Origin of the sequence: Flavobacterium gilvum, assembly GCF_001761465.1 — a bacterium.
Classification (GTDB): domain Bacteria; phylum Bacteroidota; class Bacteroidia; order Flavobacteriales; family Flavobacteriaceae; genus Flavobacterium; species Flavobacterium gilvum.
This window is the reverse complement of sequence record NZ_CP017479.1, coordinates 77136-99745: the sequence shown is the minus strand read 5'-3', so window position 1 is coordinate 99745 and position 22610 is coordinate 77136. Positions and strand designations below refer to the sequence as shown.

General features: G+C 35.0%; 22 protein-coding genes, 2 tRNA genes and 1 pseudogene. 10 read left to right on the top strand and 15 right to left on the bottom strand.

The features are described 5' to 3' along the window. Nucleotides 1-37: 37 nt before the first annotated feature. The 4 genes from lptB to EM308_RS00470 all read right to left on the bottom strand — a co-directional run bounded on the left by lptB (nucleotide 38) and on the right by EM308_RS00470 (nucleotide 3029). Nucleotides 38-778 (bottom strand): LPS export ABC transporter ATP-binding protein, encoded by a 741-nt coding sequence (lptB, locus tag EM308_RS00485; RefSeq protein ID WP_035638221.1) that lies wholly within the window; start codon nucleotides 776-778, stop codon nucleotides 38-40. Nucleotides 779-905: 127 nt separating this feature from the next. Further along, nucleotides 906-1256, bottom strand: a complete 351-nt coding sequence (locus EM308_RS00480) for a carboxymuconolactone decarboxylase family protein (protein WP_035638219.1) — start codon at nucleotides 1254-1256, stop codon at nucleotides 906-908. Beyond that, nucleotides 1249-2064, bottom strand: a complete 816-nt coding sequence (gene tatC / locus EM308_RS00475) for a twin-arginine translocase subunit TatC (protein WP_035638217.1) — start codon at nucleotides 2062-2064, stop codon at nucleotides 1249-1251. The genes EM308_RS00480 and tatC overlap by 8 nt, the downstream gene beginning before the upstream one ends. Beyond that, a complete protein-coding gene (locus EM308_RS00470) occupies nucleotides 2064-3029 on the bottom strand; it encodes a KpsF/GutQ family sugar-phosphate isomerase (RefSeq protein ID WP_035638215.1) in 966 nt (321 codons plus the stop codon). The genes tatC and EM308_RS00470 overlap by 1 nt, the downstream gene beginning before the upstream one ends. Before the next feature lie 85 nt (nucleotides 3030-3114). Between EM308_RS00470 and recQ the strand changes: the two genes are divergently transcribed. Beyond that, on the top strand, nucleotides 3115-5310 hold the full coding sequence (recQ, locus tag EM308_RS00465) for a DNA helicase RecQ (protein WP_035638212.1): 2196 nt from the start codon (nucleotides 3115-3117) through the stop codon (nucleotides 5308-5310). Between the two features lie 115 nt (nucleotides 5311-5425). Here the strand turns inward: recQ and EM308_RS00460 are convergent, their stop codons facing one another. Next, nucleotides 5426-5665 (bottom strand): hypothetical protein, encoded by a 240-nt coding sequence (locus EM308_RS00460; protein ID WP_035638209.1) that lies wholly within the window; start codon nucleotides 5663-5665, stop codon nucleotides 5426-5428. A gap of 145 nt (nucleotides 5666-5810) precedes the next feature. On the opposite strand from EM308_RS00460, the gene EM308_RS00455 reads away from it, so the two are divergent. Beyond that, nucleotides 5811-7376: an NAD(P)/FAD-dependent oxidoreductase gene (locus EM308_RS00455; protein WP_035638206.1), complete on the top strand. Its 1566-nt coding sequence runs from the start codon at nucleotides 5811-5813 to the stop codon at nucleotides 7374-7376. Between the two features lie 353 nt (nucleotides 7377-7729). Further along, on the top strand, nucleotides 7730-8539 hold the full coding sequence (locus EM308_RS00450; protein ID WP_035638205.1) for a polysaccharide lyase family 7 protein: 810 nt from the start codon (nucleotides 7730-7732) through the stop codon (nucleotides 8537-8539). 89 nt (nucleotides 8540-8628) lie between these two features. Here EM308_RS00450 and msrA read toward each other — a convergent pair whose 3' ends face one another. Together msrA and msrB are read right to left on the bottom strand one after the other, a co-directional pair. Beyond that, nucleotides 8629-9258, bottom strand: a complete 630-nt coding sequence (gene msrA, locus EM308_RS00445) for a peptide-methionine (S)-S-oxide reductase MsrA (protein ID WP_035638201.1) — start codon at nucleotides 9256-9258, stop codon at nucleotides 8629-8631. Between the two features lie 5 nt (nucleotides 9259-9263). After that, nucleotides 9264-9824, bottom strand: a complete 561-nt coding sequence (msrB, locus tag EM308_RS00440; RefSeq protein WP_035638198.1) for a peptide-methionine (R)-S-oxide reductase MsrB — start codon at nucleotides 9822-9824, stop codon at nucleotides 9264-9266. 741 nt (nucleotides 9825-10565) lie between these two features. Between msrB and idi the strand changes: the two genes are divergently transcribed. The 7 genes and pseudogenes from idi (at nucleotide 10566) to EM308_RS00405 (ending at nucleotide 13710) form a co-directional block, all read left to right on the top strand. Continuing rightward, entirely contained in the window at nucleotides 10566-11093 is a 528-nt protein-coding gene (gene idi, locus EM308_RS00435; protein ID WP_035638196.1) for an isopentenyl-diphosphate Delta-isomerase, read from the top strand. A 93-nt stretch (nucleotides 11094-11186) separates the two neighbouring features. Further along, nucleotides 11187-11597 carry a 6-pyruvoyl trahydropterin synthase family protein gene (locus EM308_RS00430; protein ID WP_035638190.1) on the top strand — a complete coding sequence of 137 codons (411 nt, stop codon included), beginning with the start codon at nucleotides 11187-11189 and terminating at the stop codon, nucleotides 11595-11597. After that, nucleotides 11598-12055, top strand: a pseudogene (locus tag EM308_RS00425) (peroxiredoxin). It begins immediately after the preceding gene. A gap of 71 nt (nucleotides 12056-12126) precedes the next feature. Next, the gene (locus tag EM308_RS00420; protein ID WP_035638187.1) at nucleotides 12127-13095 is read left to right on the top strand and encodes a type I phosphomannose isomerase catalytic subunit; all 969 of its coding nucleotides are present in this window, start codon (nucleotides 12127-12129) and stop codon (nucleotides 13093-13095) included. 56 nt (nucleotides 13096-13151) lie between these two features. After that, nucleotides 13152-13418 (top strand): hypothetical protein, encoded by a 267-nt coding sequence (locus EM308_RS00415; protein ID WP_035638185.1) that lies wholly within the window; start codon nucleotides 13152-13154, stop codon nucleotides 13416-13418. A 78-nt stretch (nucleotides 13419-13496) separates the two neighbouring features. After that, nucleotides 13497-13570 (top strand) — tRNA-Thr (locus EM308_RS00410). Between the two features lie 66 nt (nucleotides 13571-13636). Further along, nucleotides 13637-13710 (top strand) — tRNA-Thr (locus tag EM308_RS00405). Nucleotides 13711-13833: 123 nt separating this feature from the next. Here EM308_RS00405 and EM308_RS00400 read toward each other — a convergent pair. The 8 genes from EM308_RS00400 to EM308_RS00365 form a co-directional block, all read right to left on the bottom strand. Further along, nucleotides 13834-14550: a DUF4369 domain-containing protein gene (locus EM308_RS00400; protein ID WP_035638183.1), complete on the bottom strand. Its 717-nt coding sequence runs from the start codon at nucleotides 14548-14550 to the stop codon at nucleotides 13834-13836. A 177-nt stretch (nucleotides 14551-14727) separates the two neighbouring features. Beyond that, the gene (locus EM308_RS00395) at nucleotides 14728-16587 is read right to left on the bottom strand and encodes a M61 family metallopeptidase (protein ID WP_035638182.1); all 1860 of its coding nucleotides are present in this window, start codon (nucleotides 16585-16587) and stop codon (nucleotides 14728-14730) included. A 315-nt stretch (nucleotides 16588-16902) separates the two neighbouring features. Beyond that, a complete protein-coding gene (locus EM308_RS00390) occupies nucleotides 16903-17181 on the bottom strand; it encodes a DUF2805 domain-containing protein (RefSeq protein WP_035638180.1) in 279 nt (92 codons plus the stop codon). A gap of 255 nt (nucleotides 17182-17436) precedes the next feature. After that, the gene (locus tag EM308_RS00385; RefSeq protein WP_035638177.1) at nucleotides 17437-18039 is read right to left on the bottom strand and encodes an alpha-ketoglutarate-dependent dioxygenase AlkB family protein; all 603 of its coding nucleotides are present in this window, start codon (nucleotides 18037-18039) and stop codon (nucleotides 17437-17439) included. 70 nt (nucleotides 18040-18109) lie between these two features. Continuing rightward, on the bottom strand, nucleotides 18110-18817 hold the full coding sequence (gene aqpZ, locus EM308_RS00380; protein ID WP_035638175.1) for an aquaporin Z: 708 nt from the start codon (nucleotides 18815-18817) through the stop codon (nucleotides 18110-18112). 165 nt (nucleotides 18818-18982) lie between these two features. Continuing rightward, nucleotides 18983-19876 carry an EamA family transporter gene (locus EM308_RS00375; RefSeq protein WP_035638173.1) on the bottom strand — a complete coding sequence of 298 codons (894 nt, stop codon included), beginning with the start codon at nucleotides 19874-19876 and terminating at the stop codon, nucleotides 18983-18985. Between the two features lie 69 nt (nucleotides 19877-19945). Further along, nucleotides 19946-21115 (bottom strand): DUF1501 domain-containing protein, encoded by a 1170-nt coding sequence (locus EM308_RS00370; RefSeq protein WP_035638171.1) that lies wholly within the window; start codon nucleotides 21113-21115, stop codon nucleotides 19946-19948. A gap of 11 nt (nucleotides 21116-21126) precedes the next feature. Further along, nucleotides 21127-22509, bottom strand: coding sequence for a DUF1800 domain-containing protein (locus EM308_RS00365; RefSeq protein ID WP_035638170.1), 1383 nt, complete (start codon nucleotides 22507-22509; stop codon nucleotides 21127-21129). Nucleotides 22510-22610 lie beyond the last annotated feature (101 nt).

Below are 22610 nucleotides of genomic sequence, written 5' to 3'. Positions count from 1 at the left end.
TGTTTTTGGGATAATAAAACTGACCGCTTATTATTTTTTAAAACTCCAGTTTTTTCTTTCTTAATTCAAAATTTTGACCAAGATACACACGACGTACCATTTCGTCTTCAACCAATTCTTCTGGAACACCCGCTTTTAGGATTCCTCCTTCAAACATAAGGTAGGTTTTGTCAGTAATAGCAAGTGTTTCCTGTACGTTGTGGTCCGTTATTAAGATTCCGATATTTTTATTTTTCAGTTGAGCTACAATTCTCTGAATATCTTCTACCGCAACTGGGTCAACTCCGGCAAAAGGTTCGTCAAGTAAGATGAATTTTGGGTCGGTAGCCAAACAACGGGCAATTTCCGTACGACGGCGTTCCCCTCCGGAGAGTAAATCACCACGGTTTGTTCGAATGTGTTCCAAACTGAATTCGGCAATTAAACTTTCCATTTTTGCGTGTTGTTGCTCTTTGGTAAGTTTTGTCAATTGCAATACGCTCAAAATATTGTCTTCGATACTTAATTTTCTAAAAACAGAAGCTTCCTGTGCCAAGTACCCAATTCCCTGCTGGGCTCTTTTGTACATTGGGTAATCGGTAATATTCAAATCGTCCAGATAAATATTCCCTGAATTTGGTTTTACCAATCCTACAATCATATAGAAGGAAGTAGTTTTTCCGGCACCGTTCGGCCCCAAAAGCCCAACGATTTCCCCTTGGTTTACTTCTACCGAAATACCTTTTACAACACTTCGTCCTTTGTAGGTTTTTATTAAATTCTCTGCTCTTAATTTCATCTTTTAATGTGAAAATTAGGTAATTTGATAATGAGATAATTGTGGCAAAATAAAATAAAATAAATCAATCAAATAAACGAATTAACATATCGTATGAAATTATCTAATTGACTAATTTTCAAATTATTTAATTGCCCTGCTCTTCCAATGCTTCCCAAAATTCATAAGCTCTGCGCAAATGAGGAATTACGATTGTGCCTCCTACGAGTGTTGCGATTCCCATAGCTTCCATCATTTCTTCTTTGGTAACACCTTCTTTATGACTGGTTTCCAAATGGTATTTTACACAATCATCGCAACGCAAAACAGTTGAGGCCACTAATCCTAAAAGTTCTTTGGTTTTTACGTCCAAAGCTCCTTCGGCATAGGCATTAGTATCTAGATTAAAAATGCGTTTCACTATTTTATTATTGTCTGCCAATAATTTTTCGTTCATTTTTGAACGGTAGTCGTTAAATTCCTGTACGATATCAGACATTTTCTTTCTTTTTATTTCGTGATACAATTTTTGAAATCAAGATACTTACTTCATAAATAAGCAACATTGGGATGGCAACAATAGTTTGGCTCACCACATCTGGCGGAGTAACAATTGCTGCTACAATCAGAATTATTACAACGGCATATTTCCAATATTTCCTTAAAAACTCGGGAGTTACAAGCCCTAATTTTGTTAGAAAGTAAATGATTATTGGGAGTTCAAAAAACAATCCGCTAGCCAGAATACTGGTTTTTACCATTCCGATATAAGAGTCCAATGTAAATTGGTTTTTGACTACATCACTTATTGTAAAAGTAGCCACAAAATTCACAGACATTGGAATAACAACGTAATATCCAAATATAACCCCTAAAAAGAAAAGCATCGAAGAGGTAAATATGAATACCCTAGCATTTTTCTTTTCATTGTCATACAAAGCAGGGCTGATAAATTTCCATACTTCCCATAAAATATAAGGGAAACTCAAAATGAAACCTGCCAGAATACACATCCAGACAAATATATTTACCTGTCCTTCCATTTCGGTATTTTGAATAATGAAAGGCATTTCAGTAATGCAAAGACCTTCAGCAAATCCCAATTGATGCGATAATTCGCAGAAATAACGATAGGTAAAAAAAGTGGGTCTTGTTGGGCCAAAAATAATGGTGTCAAACAAGTAATCACTGACAAAATAAGTTACAAAAGCCATTATAATTACGGCAGTTGTACTTCGAACCAAAAGCCATCTTAATTCTTCAAGATGGTCTAAAAAGGACATTTCGCCCAGTTTTTTATGTGTCATTATACTATTCCTTCTTTTAAAATATCATGTAAATGCAGTACGCCTTTGTACTCTCCGTTGTCAACAACGATTAGTTGGGTAATAGAGAAATCTTCCATCAAATTAAAGGCGTCCACAACCATGTCAGTTGATTTTATTGTTTTTGGGCTTTTGGTCATAATGTCTTTGGCACTCAGACCCGCAATAGTATCCCTGTCGTTCAGCATTCTTCGAATATCGCCATCGGTAATTATACCAACTACTTTGTTGTTTTCAACAACGGCTGTTACTCCTAATCGTTTTTCTGAAATTTCAAAAATAGCTTTTTTAATTGAAGTTTCAGGAGTTACTTCAGGTTTCAAAGTGTGCTCCAGCATATCTGTCACACGAAGCAATAATTTTTTGCCCAAAGCACCACCAGGATGATACACGGCAAAATCTTCGGCTTTGAAATCTTTCATTACCATTAGACAAACCACCAGCGCATCTCCCATGACCAATTGTGCTGTAGTGCTGTTTGTTGGAGCTAGATTCAATGGGCAGGCTTCGGTTTCAATAGTCGTATTCAATACATAATGAGATCCTTTGGCCAAAAAGGAAGTCATATTTCCTGTCATTCCTATCAATGTATTACCAAAACGAGTCAAAAGAGGAACTAATGCTTTGATTTCCGGACTGTTGCCGCTTTTAGAAATGCAGATGATAACATCGTCATTTTGAATCATTCCTAAGTCGCCATGAATCGCTTCGGAGGCATGCAAAAATAAAGAAGGCGTGCCGGTTGAATTGAACGAGGCCACCATTTTTTGGGCAATAATGGCACTTTTACCAATTCCCGTTACAACTAACCTCCCCTTGGAATTATAGATGGTTTCTACAGCTTTGGCAAAAGTTTCGTCAATGTAATCGATTAGTTTTGCAATAGATTGGCTTTCGGATTCAATAGTTTTTTTGGCAGTGGCCAATATATTTTCCCTTGTGATCAAAACTGATAATTTTAAATTTGTAAGTCTAAAAGAAAGTTGTATCTTTATGTTCCGCAAATTTATACAAAATACCACATATTAAAGAATGAATTCAAACGAAATTGACATACACAAAGAATTAAAGAAATATTTTGGCTTCAGCCAATTCAAAGGCCTACAGGAAAAAGTAATAACGAGTCTGCTTAATAAACAAAATACTTTTGTTATTATGCCGACAGGAGGAGGGAAATCACTTTGTTATCAATTACCAGCATTAGTACAGGAAGGAACCGCAATTGTTGTTTCGCCATTAATAGCATTGATGAAAAATCAGGTCGATGCTATCCGTAGTCTTTCTTCAGAAAATGGAATTGCCCATGTTTTAAATTCCTCACTCACCAAAACAGAAATCGCTCAAGTAAAATCCGATATTTCAAAAGGGGTAACAAAATTGTTATATGTAGCCCCAGAATCCCTAACGAAAGATGAATATGTTGCATTTCTTCAAACAGTCTCTATTTCATTTGTAGCAATTGATGAAGCGCATTGTATTTCAGAATGGGGACACGATTTCAGACCGGAATATCGAAATCTGAAAAATATCATTAAACAGTTGGGTGAAGTTCCCATTATTGGACTTACAGCCACAGCCACTCCAAAGGTTCAGGAGGATATTCTGAAGAATTTGGAAATGTCCAATGCGACTGTTTATAAAGCTTCGTTTAACAGACCCAATTTGTTTTATGAAGTTCGGACAAAAACCAAGAATATCGAATCGGATATCATTCGTTTCATAAAGCAGCACAAAGGAAAATCTGGAATTATTTACTGTTTGAGCCGTAAAAAAGTAGAATCCATTACCGAAGTTTTACAGGTAAACGGCATAAGCGCTGTTCCTTATCACGCCGGACTGGATGCCAAAACACGCGCTAAACATCAGGATATGTTTTTGATGGAAGATGTAGAAGTTGTGGTTGCAACTATCGCTTTTGGTATGGGAATAGACAAGCCCGATGTGCGTTTTGTGATTCATCACGATATTCCAAAATCATTGGAGAGTTATTATCAGGAAACAGGGCGCGCCGGTCGTGACGGTGGCGAAGGACATTGTCTGGCTTATTATTCTTATAAAGATGTAGAAAAGCTGGAAAAATTCCTGTCTGGAAAGCCGGTTGCCGAGCAGGAAATCGGATTTGCCTTGTTACATGAAGTTGTTGCTTATGCCGAAACTTCGATGTCCAGACGTAAGTTTCTACTGCATTATTTTGGGGAAGAATTTGATAGCGAAACTGGCGAAGGTGCAGACATGGACGATAACGTGCGCAATCCAAAAACAAAAGTCGAAGCCAAAGACGAAGTACTTAAACTATTGGAAGTTGTCAAAAAAACCAAGCATATATACAAATCCAAAGAGATTGTCTTTACTTTGATAGGTCGCGTGAATGCTGTTATTAATGCTCATAAAACCGATTCTCAATCCTTTTTCGGGTCAGGTTCAAATCACGATGACAAATTTTGGATGGCTTTGTTGCGACAAGTTCTTGTGGCGGGATTATTGAAAAAAGACATTGAAACTTATGGAATAATTGAAATAACCAAGGAAGGTCTGGCTTTTTTGAAACACCCAGAATCTTTCATGATGTCCGAGGATCACGAATACAGTGAGTCCGAAGATGAGGCTATTGTAACTGCGGCAAAATCATCTGGAACTGCTGACGAATTATTGATGTCAATGTTGCGCGAATTGCGTAAAAAAGTGGCTAAAAAATTAGGAGTCCCTCCATTTGTGGTTTTTCAGGATCCTTCTCTTGAAGATATGGCTTTAAAGTATCCTATTTCACAAGCTGAATTGACTAATATTCATGGGGTTGGTGAAGGAAAAGCCAAAAAATACGGTAAAGAATTCACCGAATTGATAAACCGTTATGTGGAGGAAAATGATATTATACGTCCCGATGATTTGGTTGTGAAATCAACTGGAGTGAATTCTGTCAATAAATTATATATTATTCAAAACATAGACAGAAAGTTAGCTTTGACGGATATCGCTTCCGCAAAAGGGTTAAAAATGGATGATTTGATTAAAGAAATGGAGCAAATCGTTTATTCGGGGACCAAGTTGAACATCAAATATTGGTTGGACGAAATGCTTGATGAAGATCAGCAAGAAGAGATACATGATTATTTTATGGAATCAGAATCGGATAGTATCGAGAAAGCTCTTAAAGAATTTGATGGAGATTACGATATTGACGAATTACGCTTGATGCGAATTAAATTTATCAGCGAAGTAGCGAATTAGAAGAAATTACAAAATTTTAAAATTCCAATTCCAATTGCTCGTTTGAGTTTTGGAATTTGGATTTTTTTTATTGGTATTTACCTTCATTGGGATTTGGAATTTCTTTTTTGGAATTTTAATCAATATAAACCTCCCCACGATGCGGTTTCAATGCATCGCGTACTTGAATCATATTTTCTTCGGTTACGACCATAAAAGCGATTGCATACATTTCGTTCAGGATTTCAAATCCTGTAATGTTTATCGGTAATTTTTCAATCGTGATATATTCTTTCAAATGAATTTCGTGGTGTTCGGCTGTTTTTGCCGAAGCAGGGCCACGAAAATCCCATATTAGTTTTATTTTTCTGGACATTATTTATAAGTGCAAAATTTCAATGCGGTAAAGGTACAAAGTCTATTTTGAAAATGGATTTTTTATTAAAGAGCTAATGTCAGTACAAAATAGTATTTTTGCATGTTCTTTTCATAGAAAGAAAAGCTAATAGAATAAATACGATATGCCACAAGAACTCCTATTACAAGTTTCTCCCGAAATTGCCTCCAACGAATCGCTATTGAAAACCCATTTGTCTAAACAAATAAAAGTTTCGGCAAATGAGATTCAGCATGTGGCTATTTTGAAACGATCAATTGATGCCCGTCAAAAAGCGATCAAAATCAATTTGAAAGTTTCGATTTATTTAAAAGGAGAACCTTTTCAGGAACTAAAAATAGAACTGCCAGATTATAAAAATGTGTCAAACGCTCAGGAAGTTATTGTTGTTGGAGCAGGACCGGCAGGACTTTTTGCGGCTTTGCAATTGATAGAGTTGGGGTTAAAACCAATAGTTGTCGAGAGAGGAAAAGACGTTCGCGGACGTCGTCGTGATTTGAAAGCCATCAATAGAGATCATATCGTCAACGAAGATTCCAATTATTGTTTTGGCGAAGGCGGAGCAGGAACTTATTCGGACGGAAAATTATACACCCGTTCTAAAAAGCGTGGCGATGTCACCCGAATATTAGAATTATTGGTTGCTTTTGGTGCTACCGGAGATATATTGGTCGATGCCCATCCGCATATTGGAACAAATAAATTGCCTCAAATTATACAGGATATCCGGGAGAAAATTATCGAATGTGGCGGACAGGTTTTATTCGAAACCCGTTTGACTGATATTTTGATTAATAACAATGAAGTTCAGGGAATTGTAACCCAAAACGGAGATACAATTTTGGCTAATAAATTAATTTTGGCGACAGGACATTCAGCCCGAGATATATTTGAATTGTTAGATAAAAAGAAAGTGCTTATCGAGGCCAAACCTTTTGCCTTGGGCGTAAGAGCAGAACATCCACAGTCATTGATTGATAGCATTCAGTACAGTTGTGATTATCGAGGCGAACATCTGCCGCCAGCGCCTTATTCGATAGTGAAACAGGTGAATGGCCGTGGAATGTATTCGTTTTGTATGTGTCCGGGTGGTGTAATTGCTCCTTGTGCCACAAGTCCGGGCGAAGTGGTTACTAACGGTTGGTCGCCATCCAAAAGGGATCAAGCTACTGCCAATTCGGGAATTGTTATCGAATTGAAGTTGGAAGATTTTAAGCCTTTTGCCAAATTCGGAGCTTTGGCCGGAATGGAATTTCAAAAAAGTATCGAACAAAAATCATGGCATCTGGCAGGGGAAACCCAAAAAGTACCAGCGCAGCGCATGGTCGATTTTACGCAAAATAAAGTTTCTTCGGATATTCCAAAAACGTCTTATGTTCCAGGAACGACTTCGGTGGAAATGGGGCAGGTTTTTCCTGGCTTTTTATCACAAATATTAAGACAAGGTTTTACGGAATTCGGGAAATCAATGAAAGGATATTTGACCAATGAAGCCATTTTGCATGCGCCAGAATCCAGAACTTCCTCTCCTGTCAGAATTCCGAGAGATCCGTTAACATTGGAACATTTGCAAATAAAAGGACTTTACCCATGTGGAGAAGGCGCAGGTTATGCTGGCGGAATTATTTCGGCCGCCATTGATGGAGAGAAATGTGCTTTGAAAATTGCAGAAGTTTTGCAGAAAAATTAGTTTTTTATTAGCCTAAACTATTAAATAATTGTTTTTATTACACATATACAATCGTAATCTTCAAAATATGTGTGATAAAATATACTGAAAGAAACCAAATTTTGTTGTTTTTATCTCTATCTTGTTGATTTATAGTATTTTTTGGAGGTACTTTTTTTGTACTTTATTTAAGGGGAAATATTTAAAAAAAATTGGATGAATGAAATAAAAAAATGATTTTTGTAATCGATTATTTAGAAGTATTTGTTTTTTATTTGGTGGAAATCATTCTGATTTTTTCAGTTGATTTCTCGTTATAGGTCCTTCTGGAAAATCAATTAATTACAATTGTCAACCCCCAAATTAGCCCCAAAATGAAAAAAATTAAAATTTATTTGTTAGCACTATTTACTAGTGCCAGTTTTACTATTTATGCCCAAAAAGCGCCAAAAATAGATTTAAGTTTATGGAAATTAACTATTCCGGAAGGAGCTGCAACAACATACAAAGGACAGCCACTTTTGGATTATAGTGAAAACCTGGATATTCAGAAATTTATGTATAATGATTCGGATGACAGGTCTTTGGTTTTTTATGTTAGTCAGGCTGTAAGAGCAAAAAAAGCTACGGCAAAAACTGAATTGAAAGAACAAAATTCGTTTGGAGGTGATGCGGGTTGGACTTTTAAGCAAGGTGCTACGCTAAAAACATCTTTGAAAATGGTTGAGGTTTCCAAAAAGGATGCTAATTATTCAAGAATTATTTTTGCTCAGATAGGAGGCAGGTTAAAAGAAGAACAAGCTAATTTAATTGGTGCAAAAGATAAAAATGCTCCAGCTATTTTAAAGGTTTATTGGGACAATGGTTTTATAAAATTAAGATCAAAGAGAATTGCAAATCCATCTATCACCGGAAATGATTTGTTGAAAGAAGAATCATGGATTGATGATGATGGTTATACATTTAAGAAGCAAGTTGGTTTTGATAAATTTACTTTGCAAATTGTTATTAAAGACGGTAAAATGGAAGTTAGTGTGGATGGAGAAAAGAAAGTTTATGCCGGTGATAATTATGACAAATGGGGGGGATTTAATAATTATTTTAATGTTGGCTGTAATCCTCAAGGTGATGAACAAGGAACTTACGGGAAAGTTAAATTTTATACCATAGAAGTTAGTCACTGACAGAATTATATAGAATGATAAAAGAGGCTGTATTACTAAATTTGTGTGATACAGCCTCTTTTGTTATTTTTCCGGTAGCATTATTATTACTATTTTCGTTTTAATTTGTCTTTAAAAATTTTTTCAAATTTTTCCAATTTGGGCTGAATAACCAATTGACAATACGGTTTGTCCTTGTTGTTGGCATAATAATCCTGGTGATAATCTTCGGCTTCGTAAAACTTCGTGAAAGGTTCTACAGTTGTGACTATAGGTTTTGGATACACTTTGGCATTGTTTAATTCTGCAATAATGGATTGTGCCGCTTGTTTTTGCTCTTCATTATTATAGAATATCACAGAACGGTATTGAGTTCCTATATCGGCACTTTGTCGATTAAGTGTTGTCGGGTCGTGAACGGTAAAGAAAACTTTGAAAATTTCATTAATATTGGTTACATTTTTATCAAATGTAATCTGAACCACTTCAGCATGACCTGTGGTTCCAGAACAAACTTCTTCGTAACTGGGATTGACCGTTTTGCCACCAGAAAAACCCGAAACTACTGATTTTACTCCTTTAAGGTTTTGGTAAACGGCTTCTATACACCAGTAGCATCCGCCACCAAGGGTTATGGTTTCATAATTAGATTGTGTCATTTTTTTAGAGGTGTTATTTTTTTGTGAAAATAGTATTCCTGTAAAAAGGAAACTGAGTAAAATTAATGCTTTTGTTTTCATGAGGATTATTTTTTATTAGTATCGGGGACAAAATCAAGTGCGATTGAATTCATACAATATCTTTTTCCGGTTGGTGCAGGACCGTCATCAAATAAGTGGCCTAAATGACCGCCACATCTGCCGCAAAGTGCTTCAATTCGTTCCATTCCTAGGGAATTATCGTCCCGAAAAACGATGCTTTTTTTGTTTTCCTGTTCAAAAAAACTAGGCCATCCGCAACTACTGGCAAACTTGGCTCCGGACCGAAAAAGAAGGTTGCCACAGGCTGCACAATAATAAGTTCCTTTTACATCGGTGTTCCAGTATTTTCCAGTAAATGGTCTTTCGGTATCTGCTTTTCGGGAAACAAGATAAACATCTTCTGGCAGAATTTTTTTCCACTCGGCATCGGTCAGGTTGAGTTTTGTGGTGTCGGTATGCGAGTAGTATGGGTTTCCAGGTTTGCCTTGATGATTGTCAAGCGGAATCATTGTACTGCTCTTTGTTTCTTTGTTTTGCCCACAAGCTTGAAAAACAAAGAAAGGTAGTAAGAGTAAAATGGATAAAAATGATGTTTTTGTTTTCATGATAGATGTTTTTAAACTCCATAAGTAAAGGATAACTATGAAGTGAAATGTCGGTGTTTTTGTCTGTTTGATTTAAATGCCAGGTTTAGCACAATAATTTAAACTGTTGTAAAATTACAACTATAATAATAAATTTATTGTAGTACTATCTTCCTATAAAAAGTAGTACTAATTTTATTTACATTTTATTGCTTCAAATTGAATTGACAAAGCCAGATTTTGATAAAAGAAGTTATTTTTTAAGCTAAATATTTGTTCTAAGTTCTATTAAGAAAGTTGAAAATTGCTCCTTTGTTGTTTGTAAAATTAATTAAGAGGCCTAAGTCTGTCTCTTTATTATTGTATTTAGACAGGTGCTGAATTATTTGTCAGTAATGTTTTCTATATCAAAGATACAGACGGAAAAGGAAATATTGATGAAGGGAAATCTAATATTTGCGAAATAATTATGAAAAGTTCGAGTTGATTATTACTTTTTTTCTTTTTTGGGATGATTATAAAAAAGCCAAATCTCTCTCGTTAGCCCCGATAGAAGCGGCATCCTTTATGTTTTTCCTTTAAAAACATAAAGATACAGCGGATAGCGGGAACAATGTTGTTAATAATGCCTAATTTTTCTGCTCCAAAAAATTAGTAATCGAACTCAGGGTTTGAAAAGAAATTTTTGAGCCAAAAGCAAATGAATTGTAAAGGCTTTAGAAAGGATATCTTTTTTGTACTTTTGCTTCATTAATTAACCATATGGAAGAAGAACAAGTAATATTAGTAAACGAATTAGATGAACAGATTGGGTTGATGCCTAAGCTGGAAGCACATGAAAGAGCCGTTTTACATCGGGCTTTTTCTGTTTTTATTTTGAATGATAAAAATGAGATTATGCTACAGCAAAGGGCGCATCACAAATACCATTCCCCTTTATTGTGGACCAACACCTGCTGCAGTCATCAGCGGGATGGAGAAACAAATATTCAGGCCGGGAGTCGGCGATTGTATGAAGAAATGGGGTTAAAAGCGGAGTTGAAAGAGCTTTTTAGTTTTATTTACAAAGCTCCTTTTGATAACGGATTGACCGAGCATGAGCTTGATCACGTAATGATTGGTTATTACAATGATGAACCGATAATTAATCCCGAGGAAGTCGAAGCTTGGAAATGGATGAAAATTGAGGATGTTAAAAGCGATATGGTTTTAAATCCTGAAATTTACACGGTTTGGTTCAAGATTATTTTTGACGAATTTTATCATTTCTTAGAAGAACACACGATTTAAGATTTCAGAATTTAGATTTCAGATTTCAGAATCCAAAAATCTAAAATCAAGAATCTAAAATCTAAAATCAGAAATCAAAAATCTTAATCCCCCATGAGAGTAACTATATCCAGAAAAGCTCATTTTAACGCAGCTCATCGTTTGTACAGAAAAGATTGGACTTTTGAACAAAATGAAACTGTTTTTGGCAAATGCAATAATCCCAATTTTCACGGACATAATTATGAATTGATTGTGAGTGTTACTGGTGAGATTGATCAGGAAACCGGTTATGTTATGGATGTGAAATTCCTAACAGATATAATAAAGGAGCAGGTTGAAGATCAATTTGACCATAAAAACTTGAATCTGGACGTTCCAGAATTTCAGGATTTGAATCCTACAGCCGAGAATATTGTAGTGGTGATTTGGAATAAAATTCGAAAAAAAGTAAAATCCGAATTGGATCTTGAAGTGGTTCTTTATGAAACACCGCGTAATTTTGTAACCTATAAAGGGGAATAGATGGAACTGAAAGTAGGAGATAAAATTCCACATTTTAAAGCCAAAGACACTAGTGGAAATGATTTTGACAGTTTGGCAATAATTGGTCAAAAACCATTGGTTATTTATTTTTATCCAAAAGACAATACGCCGGGTTGTACGGTGCAAGCCTGTAGTTTTCGGGATCAATATGAAGATTTTAAGGACTTGGGTGCCGAGGTAATTGGGATAAGTAGTGATAGTGTTGCTTCTCATCAAAAATTTACCCAACAATATAAGTTACCTTTTTTACTTTTGTCTGATTCGGACAAAAAAATAAGAAACCTTTTTGGGGTACCTTCAGGTTTGTTTGGATTATTGCCAGGAAGAGTAACTTATGTTGCTGATAAAGCCGGAACAATCATTATGGTGTTTGATAGTATGAGAGCAAAAAGCATATTCCAAAAGCTTTGGAAGCTATTAAAAAATTGATGCAATAAATTGACTGAACAGTATTATTGTTTGGTTGTGAAAAATAGAAATTCAAAAAAAACAAAAAAGAAAAAAGAAAATGAGTTCAAAAGTATATCCATTGCAGTTTGATGCAATTCTCAAAGAAAGAATTTGGGGTGGGGAAAAATTAAAAACAATTTTGAATAAACCAATCACATCTAAAATCACGGGTGAAAGTTGGGAATTATCTACAGTTGACGGAGATGTCAGCGTTGTGGCAAACGGTGCGTACAAAGGAAAGCCTTTGACAGAATTAATCAATGAATTTCCAAACGAGATATTGGGAACGGCCGTTTATAAAAGATTCGGGAATCAGTTTCCTTTACTTTTTAAATATCTGGATGCCCGTGAAGATTTGTCGATTCAGGTTCATCCAAATGATGAATTGGCAAAAGCGCGTCATAATTCTTTTGGTAAAACCGAAATGTGGTATGTAATGCAAGCCGATGCCGATGCCAGAATTATTGTTGGATTCAAAGAAGATTCCAGTTCTGAGGAATACATGGAAAATCTAAATAATAAAACGCTAACAAACATACTTGATGGTATAAAAGCAAAACCAGGAGACGTTTTCTTCTTGGAAACGGGAACTGTTCACGCCATAGGGGCAGGATTGGTTATTGCCGAGATACAGCAAACTTCGGATATTACTTATCGTTTGTATGATTTTGATCGAAAAGATGCTCAAGGAAATACAAGAGAACTTCACGTTGATTTAGCATTGGATGCCATTAATTATAAAAAAGTAGATACCTATAAAGAATATAATAAAGAAGTAAATAAGTCTAATACTGTAGTGGATTGTCCTTATTTTACGACTAATTTTATTCCATTGGAAGGTGAAAAAGCAGTCGCAAATTCAGGTTCGTCTTTTGTGGTGTATATGTGTATAGAGGGCTCTTTTGAATTGGAGTATGATGGTGAAACACATAAGTATATAAAAGGGGATACTGTGCTTATTCCGGCAGCGATGAAGAATTATGATTTAAAGGGAAATGCTTCTGTTTTAGAAATTTATATTTCATAGTGAGGATTAGAAAGATAATGTGTACTTTTGCAATCGCAAATTAAATAATAAATAAAATGGCAAACGTTAAGAATTTAAAGAAAGACATCAATTACGTTTTAGGGGATATTATTGAAGCAGTTTACCTGTTTGAAATTACTACAACAGGAAAACCTACAGAGGAAACAAACGCGTTGATTGACGAAGCTATTACTGCTTTTGACACTTTAATCACTAAAGTGAACGCTAAAAATGTTGAAAACAAAAAAGCACATTTCAAACAAATAAATGTTGAATTGGAACAAACTGCTAATCAATTGATTGCTAAAATCAACGATTTGTAGTAAAAAAAAGGGGCAAAAAAGTTCGAATTTATTTTGGTAAAATGAAATTCGGACTTATATTTGCACCCGTAATGAGAGGCCGATGTAGCTCAGCTGGCTAGAGCAGCTGATTTGTAATCAGCAGGTCGTGGGTTCGAGTCCCTCTATCGGCTCAAAAAAACCATCTATCTTTTAGGTGGTTTTTTATTTAAATTGAAACACATTACAAACATATTTTTGCCGATGTAGCTCAGCTGGCTAGAGCAGCTGATTTGTAATCAGCAGGTCGTGGGTTCGAGTCCCTCTATCGGCTCAAAGAAAAACCATCTAATTTATATTAGGTGGTTTTTTCGATTTTATGCGATTTATAGGTTAAAAAAAAACCGTTTCGTTTTTAATAACGAGACGGTTTTTGATTTATAAGGTAAAGATGAAATTAATTTTTTTCAGTTTCTTTTATGGCTTTAACGTATTTGGTTAATTTTTTACCATAAAAAGAATTGGCCACTTTTGGAGTCATTGATTTTTGGATGGTGTCCAAATATTTAATATTGATATCATAGATTTCGGCCAAAGCAATATAAGGAGCGACTTCGTAATTTTTATTGTTTACCGCAAAATTGGTAGCATAAAGATATTTTCTTTTAGTATTGCTATCTTGCAAATTGTTTATGCTGTCCATTGCTTTTGTGTTGTTGCTTTTTAAGGCTTTGAATTTTTTCTCAATCAATGTTAGATTTTCGTCATTAAAACGAGAATTTATTTTTTTGTATTGCTCGTATAATTCTTGATTTTTGGATCCCGTAATTTTTGCACTTGTGATGAATGAATCTAGGTTAGTGTCAATGTTGATATTGCCTGGTTCCGCAAAAAACATAATGTTGTTATCAAGTGAATTGGTGACTCCTCTGTCAAGATATAAGTACAGCATTTCGGGAGATTTCAGGTCAATGTTACTTTCAAAAGCAGAATTTCCATCTATTTTGATGCTGTCAATTGCGACAAGGGCAGAATCAGCATATCTCTGAATAAACAGTGTGCCTTCTTTTAATCCTTTTACATTTCCGGTGATATGAAGGTTTGTTTTTGATTCATTTTTGTTACAGGCAACTAAAAGAAGCAAAGTAGCAAAAGCAATAATTGAATTTTTCATGTGTAAATAATATTGGTTTTTTGAAACATAAAATCACATATCATTTGGGATTCCAGTTTTGTTTATTTTTGGCGCAAAATAAAGAAAATAGTTTGAATGTGTAGTTTTAATGGGAGCGAATTTAAAAAAAAATCCCATTCGCCTCGGCGAATGGGATTTAGATTGGGCTTGAAAATATTATCCTTTTAGCCAAGCTTCTCTCAAAGTGGCTTTTGAACTATCTGTTGCATCAAGGCCATCAGTATCTATATATGGAAGTTTTACAACTCCTTTTATCAACTGTTCTTTTCCATCACGTCTGATTTTGACAGAAATAGAATCGTTTTCTTTCCATTTTTGACTTTCTGAAATCATCTCGTAAATATTGTCTAGAGAATAGTCTTTGTCATTGATGGCAAGAATGACATCTCCAGTTTTTAATCCCAATGTGGTATAAAAAATTGGTAAGTCATTGGCACCAATAAAAATTTCTTTGTTTTCTCTGTTTACACCAATATAAGGTATCTGTCCTTTCAAGAATACTCCTTCTGGTGTTTTTTTGATAACTTTTGTTACTCCTACTTTTGCCAAATAGTCATAATAAGGAATTGGTGTAGGTCCAGCGACATATTTGGTCAGGAATTCACCAACTTCAGGGTAAGTCAAAGATGTTATTTTTGCAAATAAATCGGCATCGTTGAATGGTTTTGAAACTCCATATTCAGTAGAAAGATGGTGCATTAAATCCAAAACACCTCTTTTTCCGTCGCTTTTTTCTCTAATTATTATATCAATACACATTCCGATCAAAGCTCCTTTTTGATATACATTTAAGTATTGACTTTTATAAGGCTCCTTAAGTACATTTGCACTCATGGTGGTAAAAGGCATGGTGTCATTCATGGTTTTGGCACTTTCCATTTTTTCGACTATTCGAGAATAGAAATCATCTTCGTTGATTAATCCCTGATTGATTTGGAAAAGATTTGCAAAATATTCAGTTACTCCCTCATACATCCATAGGTGCTGTGACATTTTTGGGGCATTATAATCAAAATACTGAATTTCTTTCGAATGTATTGTTAGCGGAGTTACGATATGGAAAAACTCATGTGAAACAATGTCTTTTAGTTGTTCAACAAGTTCGTCCTTTGGCATCATTTCGGGCATAACAACGGTGGTTGCTGTTGGGTGTTCTAATGCGCCAAAACCTTTTGCATCGGTTTGGGTCATGGAAGAAAGGTAAATAATGACGGTGTATTTTTTAGTCGAATTAATTTTTCCTAAAAAAGTTTTCTGAGCTGTCATCATGGTTTTCATTTCGGGAGTGATGCTTTCAGCGGTGAATTTTCCCGTTGGTGAGTAAACAGCAATCTGAATATCCATACCATCTACATTAAAAGTTGTGTAATCTGGTTTGGAATACATGATTGGGTTTTCCAGTAATTCTGAATATAGTGGCATCTCAAAAACATCTGTTGACGTAGAACCGTCTTTGTCAATTATTGAAGTTGCAGCCCAAAGAGTTGCAGGGTGAGTTATCGTGACTTTATATGGGCTTTCTTTTTTGTCTTGAAAATATCCAACAAAACCGTGTAAGTTTAGCATAAAGTTTTTATTGGCATCTATGTTTGTTCCGGCTGGTGAGAATACATCATCTTTTCCAAAACCCTTTCCTTTTTCTGTATCGAATGTGTCATTCACCAGATAAGTGATTTTTGCCAAAGTTTTTGCTTTTTTGATAATCCAGGTGTTGTCGTCAGATTTGGAAACAGTCAATAAATTCCCTTTTGCGTCAAGCGCCTTGAAATCGGCAACGTATTGTCCGTAATCATCTTCAGAATAGGTCCCGGGAACTGTTTTTGGAAGGCAGTAAATGATTTCATCTTTTTTGATTTTTGGAGCTTTTACAGTTACCAAAACCTGATCATCTTTTACATCAGTAAGATTGATGCTGACTTCAATTGTTTCTTTTTTGGGATCAGGAAGGTTTGTGGTGTTGGCTTTGCTTGTCCATAAGAAGAAAGAAAAAGCAAGTGCAAAAATTATTTTTTTCATTTTGTCTAAGTTTGTTTTAATGAATTAGTACTTCAAACCCCAAAAATGTTACACAGTTGCCTTCTTTTGGAAATAGAGACTTGATAGTGATTTATGTTAAAATCCACATTAGAATTTTATTTGTTTTTTTTCGTAGACTGCGCAGATTTTATGCTTTAAAAATAATTAGAAGTTCGTGTGAATCCGTATAATCTGTGACTCGAGCCGATAGCGAACAGACGAAGCACACCTGTGTTCCATTACGTTATTTGGGTTTAATTTTGGAATTCGAATAAAAATAAAAAAACTCCTGAAATTCAGGAGTTAGTAAGATTGTTAATCTAATTTATTTTTTATGTAATATTTGCCATCTAGATCGTCATCAAAATCATCTATTTTAAGAGGTTTTGGTTTTGGTTTACTTGCGATAGCCTTCTTTTTCCACATTTCATATTTTTCCACTGGCATTTTCTTTTTCATAATTTCAAGAACCTCTTTCTCAGCTAATCCAAATTCTTTTTTAATAATTTCAAATGGATTTTTTTCCTCTTGGGCCAATGTCATCAGTCTTTCTGTTTGTTCCCAGTTTAATTCTTTGCGGTTACTCTTTTTCATCACGTGAAAATTAATTCTATTTTGTGTTAATGATTAATAAAACGATTTTAATTCTAATATCAATATTAATAAAAAAAATTATTACTTTTTATTTTAATTAAAAAAAATATTGAAAATTTTAATTTTTTTAGCGGGTGATTTCTCTAAATGTCAGCGTAGTTATAATCTGGATTTATTGTCATTTCCCGTTTGTGTAAGATATTAATATAATTAGATATTCGCCTAAAAATGCTATAGCAATTTCCATGCCTTATTTTAATCAATAGTCCGAAATGTTAAATTTATTCTTTGGCCAACAGGTTTGGCTGTTTTTGGAATCTGATGTTTCCAAAAATGTTGAGTAGTTCCTTTCATCAATAATAAACTGCCGTTTTCTAGAACAATATTCATTTTTTGGGACGTATCAAAGTTATGTTTTAATTGAAAGTTGCGTTCGGCACCCAAACTTATCGAGGCAATTATGGGATTTATGCCCAATTCTTTTTCGTTATCAGCATGCCAACCGTTACTGTCTTTGCCATCTCTGTAATAATTTAATAAAACGGTAGTGAAATTGGTTTCGGAAATCGTTTCGACCAATGATTTTATTTTTTGTAAAGCCAAAGTCCAATGATGAGGATGCATAGTGATGTTGGAATAGGAGTACGGTTTTCCTTCATTTCCATATAAAGCCGTCAATCTCGGTTGCAAATGTTTTTTGCCATAAACGGTAATTTCATCGTGTTGCCAAGGTGTTTTTTCTAGCAATTCCCGAAAAAGAAAATCTGCTTCGGCTTTTGATAGAAAAGAAGGAAAGTAGATGATTTCGGCATCTGGCAGATCAAAATGTATTGGCTCGGATTGAAATAATGAATTCATTTTACAAAAATAAAGAGAAAAACAAATTCAGTATTTCGTTTTTCTCTTTAAATATTTATTTAGGTGTGAATTAAGCTTGAGAATGATCTTGCAGCAGATTTTTATAGATAAATCCTGCAGCAATAGCTCCTAAAATTGGAGCCACCCAAAACAGCCAAAGTTGTGATAAGGGTTCTCCTCCTACAAAAATTGCTTGTGATAATGATCTCGCAGGATTTACCGAAGTATTTGTGATGGGAATACTGATTAAGTGTATAAGGGTGAGTCCAAGTCCGATGGCTACTCCGGCAAATTTTCCATTAGCAAATTTATCGGTGGCACCGAGTATGATTAAAAGGAAGAATAAAGTCAGAACAAATTCGGCAATAAAAGCAGCCTGCATCGAATATCCATCGGGAGAAAAAGCACCATAACCGTTTGATGCAAAAGCTCCTGCTTTGGTGTTGTCTATCATAAAACCTGCTTTTCCAGAAGCAATCGTGAAAAGCGTCCCTGCAGCAGCAATTGCACCAACGCATTGTGCTATAATGTAAGGAAGTAATTCTTTGGCCGCAAATCGACCGCCAGCCCATAATCCGAAAGAAACCGCAGGATTAAAATGTCCACCCGAAATGTGTCCAACCGCATAAGCCATGGTCAAAACAGTTAGCCCAAAGGCTAATGAAACTCCGATGAATCCAATTCCTAAATTAGGTATGCCTGCCGCAAATAATGCGCTGCCGCAACCTCCAAAAACCAACCAATACGTTCCGAAAAATTCTGCAAAAAGTTTTTTCATGATAAAAAAATTAAGTTAATAGAATCTTTAATTGGGAAAATGAATGAAAATAGTTTTTCGATACAATGTCTTTTTTATTTAATAAGAATTGTATGAGTTACGAATTTAAGAAAAAAACAACTAATATTAGGGTTTGTGTTGTTTAAATGTTGATAATCAATAATATTAATCTTTTTTAAATGTGATATTCATCATTATAACAGCCAAAATAATGAGAAGTATTCCAATCCACTGTAATAAATCAACCTTTTCGTGAAGTAGAAAATAAGCCATTAAAACCGAAACAGGAAGTTCAAGTGCCGAAACAATACTTCCCAAGCCTATTCCTGTGAGAGGGAAACCTGCAGTCATAAGCATTGGCGGAATGATTGTGCCAAAAAGGGATAATATGATTCCCCATTTTAAGAATATTTCAAAATTGAATGCTACATTCTGTGTTGCGATTCCAAAACAAAAAACAATTATGATTCCACCCAAAAGCATATAAAGACTTCTTTGTGCCGCCGAAATTCCTAAAGCAACCCGATTGGCGGTAAACATGGTAGTGGTGAATGAACAGGCAGCTAAAAATCCCATGAGAAGCCCTCGCCAGTCCAATTGGATTTCATTCTTAAAAATATTGGTAGCCAGAAAAGTGCCTATTAAAACGACAATCGCCGCAATAATCTTTTGTGCTGAGGGAACTTTTTTTTCCAAAATCATTTCAAGGAGTAAACCAATCCAAACTGTTTGCATTAATAGTACAATGGCAATGGAAACAGGAATGTATTTTACAGATATGTAATAAAAGACACTTGTTAATCCTATTGAGGTGCCGGCAAGCATTAATTGCAATATGTTTCTCTTAGTGGCTTTGACAACGGCATTTTTGTTTTTTGATTTTTGAAACCAATTAATAATGAGAATTCCAATAATTCCTAGTATAAATTGAGATGAGGTTACTTCGGCAGTAGTGAAACCCTCATCATAGGCCATTTTTACAAAAGTGGCAAGCATGCCGTAACTTGTAGCGCCCAATGCAACCAGAAAGGTTCCTTTTAAGACTTGATTCTTTGTCATTTTTTTTTATTTAAAAAGCGGACAAAGATAGGTCATTTAAAATAAAAAAAAATTGACGAATGCTTTTGCTTAAAACAATCCTTTCAATGTGTTGTTTCTTATTCCAATTTTGCTTGGGCTGAAACTTAATTTTTGCTCCAGCAAAGAAGCATACACACTTCTAAAATCAATTTGGTGTTTTAGGTCTCCTTTGTCCAAATCAGTTAAATCTGGATTTTTACCAATAACTTTTCCTTGGTTGTTGCCTCCAATTACAAACATTGGTGCTGCTGTACCATGATCGGTTCCTCTTCCGTTATCGGCGACTCTTCTCCCGAATTCAGAAAAAATAACCAATGTAACATTAGATAACAATTGGGCTTTTTTTAAGTCATTATAAAAACTAAAAACCGCATCATTGAGTTCTTTTAATCTGTTTTGATGAATGGTCAGTTGATTATCGTGTGTGTCAAAACCGCCCATTGATGTGTAATATACTTTCGAATGAAGATTTCCTTTAATCAATCGGGCAATCCATTCTAGGTTTTTGGACAATCCAGTTTTTGGATAATTTATTTCTGATGGAGTTCCTTTTTGCAACGCATTCTGAATTGCATCCGAACCCTCAACAACTGAGTTGGCTATTTTTCGAACAAAATCCAACTGTGGATTACCAGATAATTGTTCCGAATCTTCAATGGTTTTTTTAGTGGTAAATCGATCTGGATCTTTTACAGTAATGCTGTTTGGTTCTTCTCCTTTAAGAGCCAAATTGTCGATAGTGTCTATGTTGATTCCAGCTGTTGGCTGATGGTCATTGCATTGCAAATCGAGATAACGCCCAAGCCATCCTTGGTTTAAATATTCCTGATTTGTTGGGGCAGTTTGCCAAATTTCCTGACTTCGAAAATGCGAACGAACAGGATTTGCATAACCTACATTTTGTATGACTGATAAATCACCATTTTGTTGCATCGTGGCAAAATCTTTTAACGAAGGGTGAAAAGCCATACCGTTATTGCCGGAGATAACATCATTTTTTGAAAGCGCAATTGTTGGTCGAAATTGATGATACAACTCATCCTGAAAAGGAATGTAGGTGTTTAATCCGTCGTTTCCTCCATTCAATTGTACAAAAACAACGCACTGATCTCCAATTATGAGGTTCTCCTGTGTGCCAAATGCATGTAAGAAGTCTGGTAAAATAAGCGCGCCTCCAGTAAAAGTCCCTGTTAAGGCGAGGAAGTTTCTTCTGTTCATAGTTGCAAAAATTAAATGATTTGAAACTCGGGTGATTTTACTATTGCATTAAAAAGTCTCAGGACTGCATTGTCTGCTCCGGGGGATTTTGGATCAAAATCATATTTTAGAATTTTCTCAAAGTCTTCCTGCGAAGATTTGTCAACCGTAAAAAGCATCCTGTCGGTTAATCCTTTTATGATTCCCTTATTATTTTCACTTGGATTCCAATCGATTGTTGGAGTAATGGACTGTTTGTTGGCAACGTTGTTTTCCATAGCCGATTTTTGTCTATTGAAATTTCTTCCATTACAAAGCATATCGGCAATATTGTTTCTTTGTAAATAGATTTGTGAAGTAAGCCAGCTGTTTCCGCCGTCCCAGCCTTTTACATTGGGCTGGTTGAACAAGTCCATGCCTTGTTGCTTTAGAAAATAAACCAAAGCATTCATATTGGGATTCTCGATATGGAGTTCATCAATCAATTGCAATGAATATTCCAGCGGATTTTTAATTTTTGCGCCAGAAGTTTCTTTTTTGGCGAATTCCTCAGTGAATATTTTTAATAACAAAGGCTCGATTTCAAAATTCACTTTTTTGAAATACTTTCCATAATATTGAATTAGTTCATCTTTCGGCTGATCGTAGATAAACCATTGAAGGATTTTTTTGGTCAATAAATAAGGAATTTTTGGATGGTCAAAAATGGCATTTACCATTTCGTTCATTTTTAATGTTCCTTTTTTGCCCAAATACTCAATAGAGTCATTGTCTTCAAAAAAAGGGTGATACACCGCACCATCTTTCCCAATGCCTAAACCGGCAAGCCCCTTAGCTCCGTTTTTAATATCTGATTCCGAATAATTTCCGATGCCTAATGTAAAAAGTTCGAGTAGTTCACGGCTTAAATTCTCGTTGCTTTTACCTTTTCGATTATCGGTATTGTCCAGATAACGTACCATTGCATTGGTCTGCAACGTTTTTTTGGTCAGTGTTTTAAAATTCCCAAAAGCCTCTTCCCGATACAATTGATTATTTTGAAAAAGCCAATAGTTTATTTTTACTTTTTGCGAAGAAGTAACAAAATGATTGTGCCAAAAAAGTGTCATTTTCTCTCGTAGCGGAAATTCATTGGATGCAATTTGTTCAATCCACCACGCTTTTAGCTCTTGTAAAGTCTGATTTTCTTGTTTTAATAATTCCTTCGATTTTTCGGGATCATCCTTTTTGGTCTTTCTAATAGCTTTAAAATCCTCAAAAGTTTTCGGACTATCTTTCAGCAAATCTGGAACAGTTGTATTATAAGAAGCTTTAAAAGATTGTTTCAAAAAATCTTCTATTCCTAATTTTTCTATAGATTTAGATTGCTCGGTACTAAAACCTAAGCGAAGAGACCATAAGATTTCGTTTTTCATATTTCGAAAGAATTATTGGTATAAGACTTTTTTTACTGCAAAAGGTTTAAAAAGTATCTTAAAATCAATAGTATATTCTTTCAGAAAAGAACGATTTGTTG

Coding starts and splice junctions, on each gene's coding strand:
- lptB (WP_035638221.1), bottom strand. CDS start 778: ATGAAATTAAGAGCAGAGAATTTAATAAAAACCTACAAAGGACGAAGT.
- EM308_RS00480 (WP_035638219.1), bottom strand. CDS start 1,256: ATGTCTGATATCGTACAGGAATTTAACGACTACCGTTCAAAAATGAAC.
- tatC (WP_035638217.1), bottom strand. CDS start 2,064: ATGACACATAAAAAACTGGGCGAAATGTCCTTTTTAGACCATCTTGAA.
- recQ (WP_035638212.1), top strand. CDS start 3,115: ATGAATTCAAACGAAATTGACATACACAAAGAATTAAAGAAATATTTT.
- EM308_RS00460 (WP_035638209.1), bottom strand. CDS start 5,665: ATGTCCAGAAAAATAAAACTAATATGGGATTTTCGTGGCCCTGCTTCG.
- EM308_RS00455 (WP_035638206.1), top strand. CDS start 5,811: ATGCCACAAGAACTCCTATTACAAGTTTCTCCCGAAATTGCCTCCAAC.
- EM308_RS00450 (WP_035638205.1), top strand. CDS start 7,730: ATGAAAAAAATTAAAATTTATTTGTTAGCACTATTTACTAGTGCCAGT.
- msrA (WP_035638201.1), bottom strand. CDS start 9,258: ATGAAAACAAAAGCATTAATTTTACTCAGTTTCCTTTTTACAGGAATA.
- msrB (WP_035638198.1), bottom strand. CDS start 9,824: ATGAAAACAAAAACATCATTTTTATCCATTTTACTCTTACTACCTTTC.
- idi (WP_035638196.1), top strand. CDS start 10,566: ATGGAAGAAGAACAAGTAATATTAGTAAACGAATTAGATGAACAGATT.
- EM308_RS00430 (WP_035638190.1), top strand. CDS start 11,187: ATGAGAGTAACTATATCCAGAAAAGCTCATTTTAACGCAGCTCATCGT.
- EM308_RS00420 (WP_035638187.1), top strand. CDS start 12,127: ATGAGTTCAAAAGTATATCCATTGCAGTTTGATGCAATTCTCAAAGAA.
- EM308_RS00415 (WP_035638185.1), top strand. CDS start 13,152: ATGGCAAACGTTAAGAATTTAAAGAAAGACATCAATTACGTTTTAGGG.
- EM308_RS00400 (WP_035638183.1), bottom strand. CDS start 14,550: ATGAAAAATTCAATTATTGCTTTTGCTACTTTGCTTCTTTTAGTTGCC.
- EM308_RS00395 (WP_035638182.1), bottom strand. CDS start 16,587: ATGAAAAAAATAATTTTTGCACTTGCTTTTTCTTTCTTCTTATGGACA.
- EM308_RS00390 (WP_035638180.1), bottom strand. CDS start 17,181: ATGAAAAAGAGTAACCGCAAAGAATTAAACTGGGAACAAACAGAAAGA.
- EM308_RS00385 (WP_035638177.1), bottom strand. CDS start 18,039: ATGAATTCATTATTTCAATCCGAGCCAATACATTTTGATCTGCCAGAT.
- aqpZ (WP_035638175.1), bottom strand. CDS start 18,817: ATGAAAAAACTTTTTGCAGAATTTTTCGGAACGTATTGGTTGGTTTTT.
- EM308_RS00375 (WP_035638173.1), bottom strand. CDS start 19,876: ATGACAAAGAATCAAGTCTTAAAAGGAACCTTTCTGGTTGCATTGGGC.
- EM308_RS00370 (WP_035638171.1), bottom strand. CDS start 21,115: ATGAACAGAAGAAACTTCCTCGCCTTAACAGGGACTTTTACTGGAGGC.
- EM308_RS00365 (WP_035638170.1), bottom strand. CDS start 22,509: ATGAAAAACGAAATCTTATGGTCTCTTCGCTTAGGTTTTAGTACCGAG.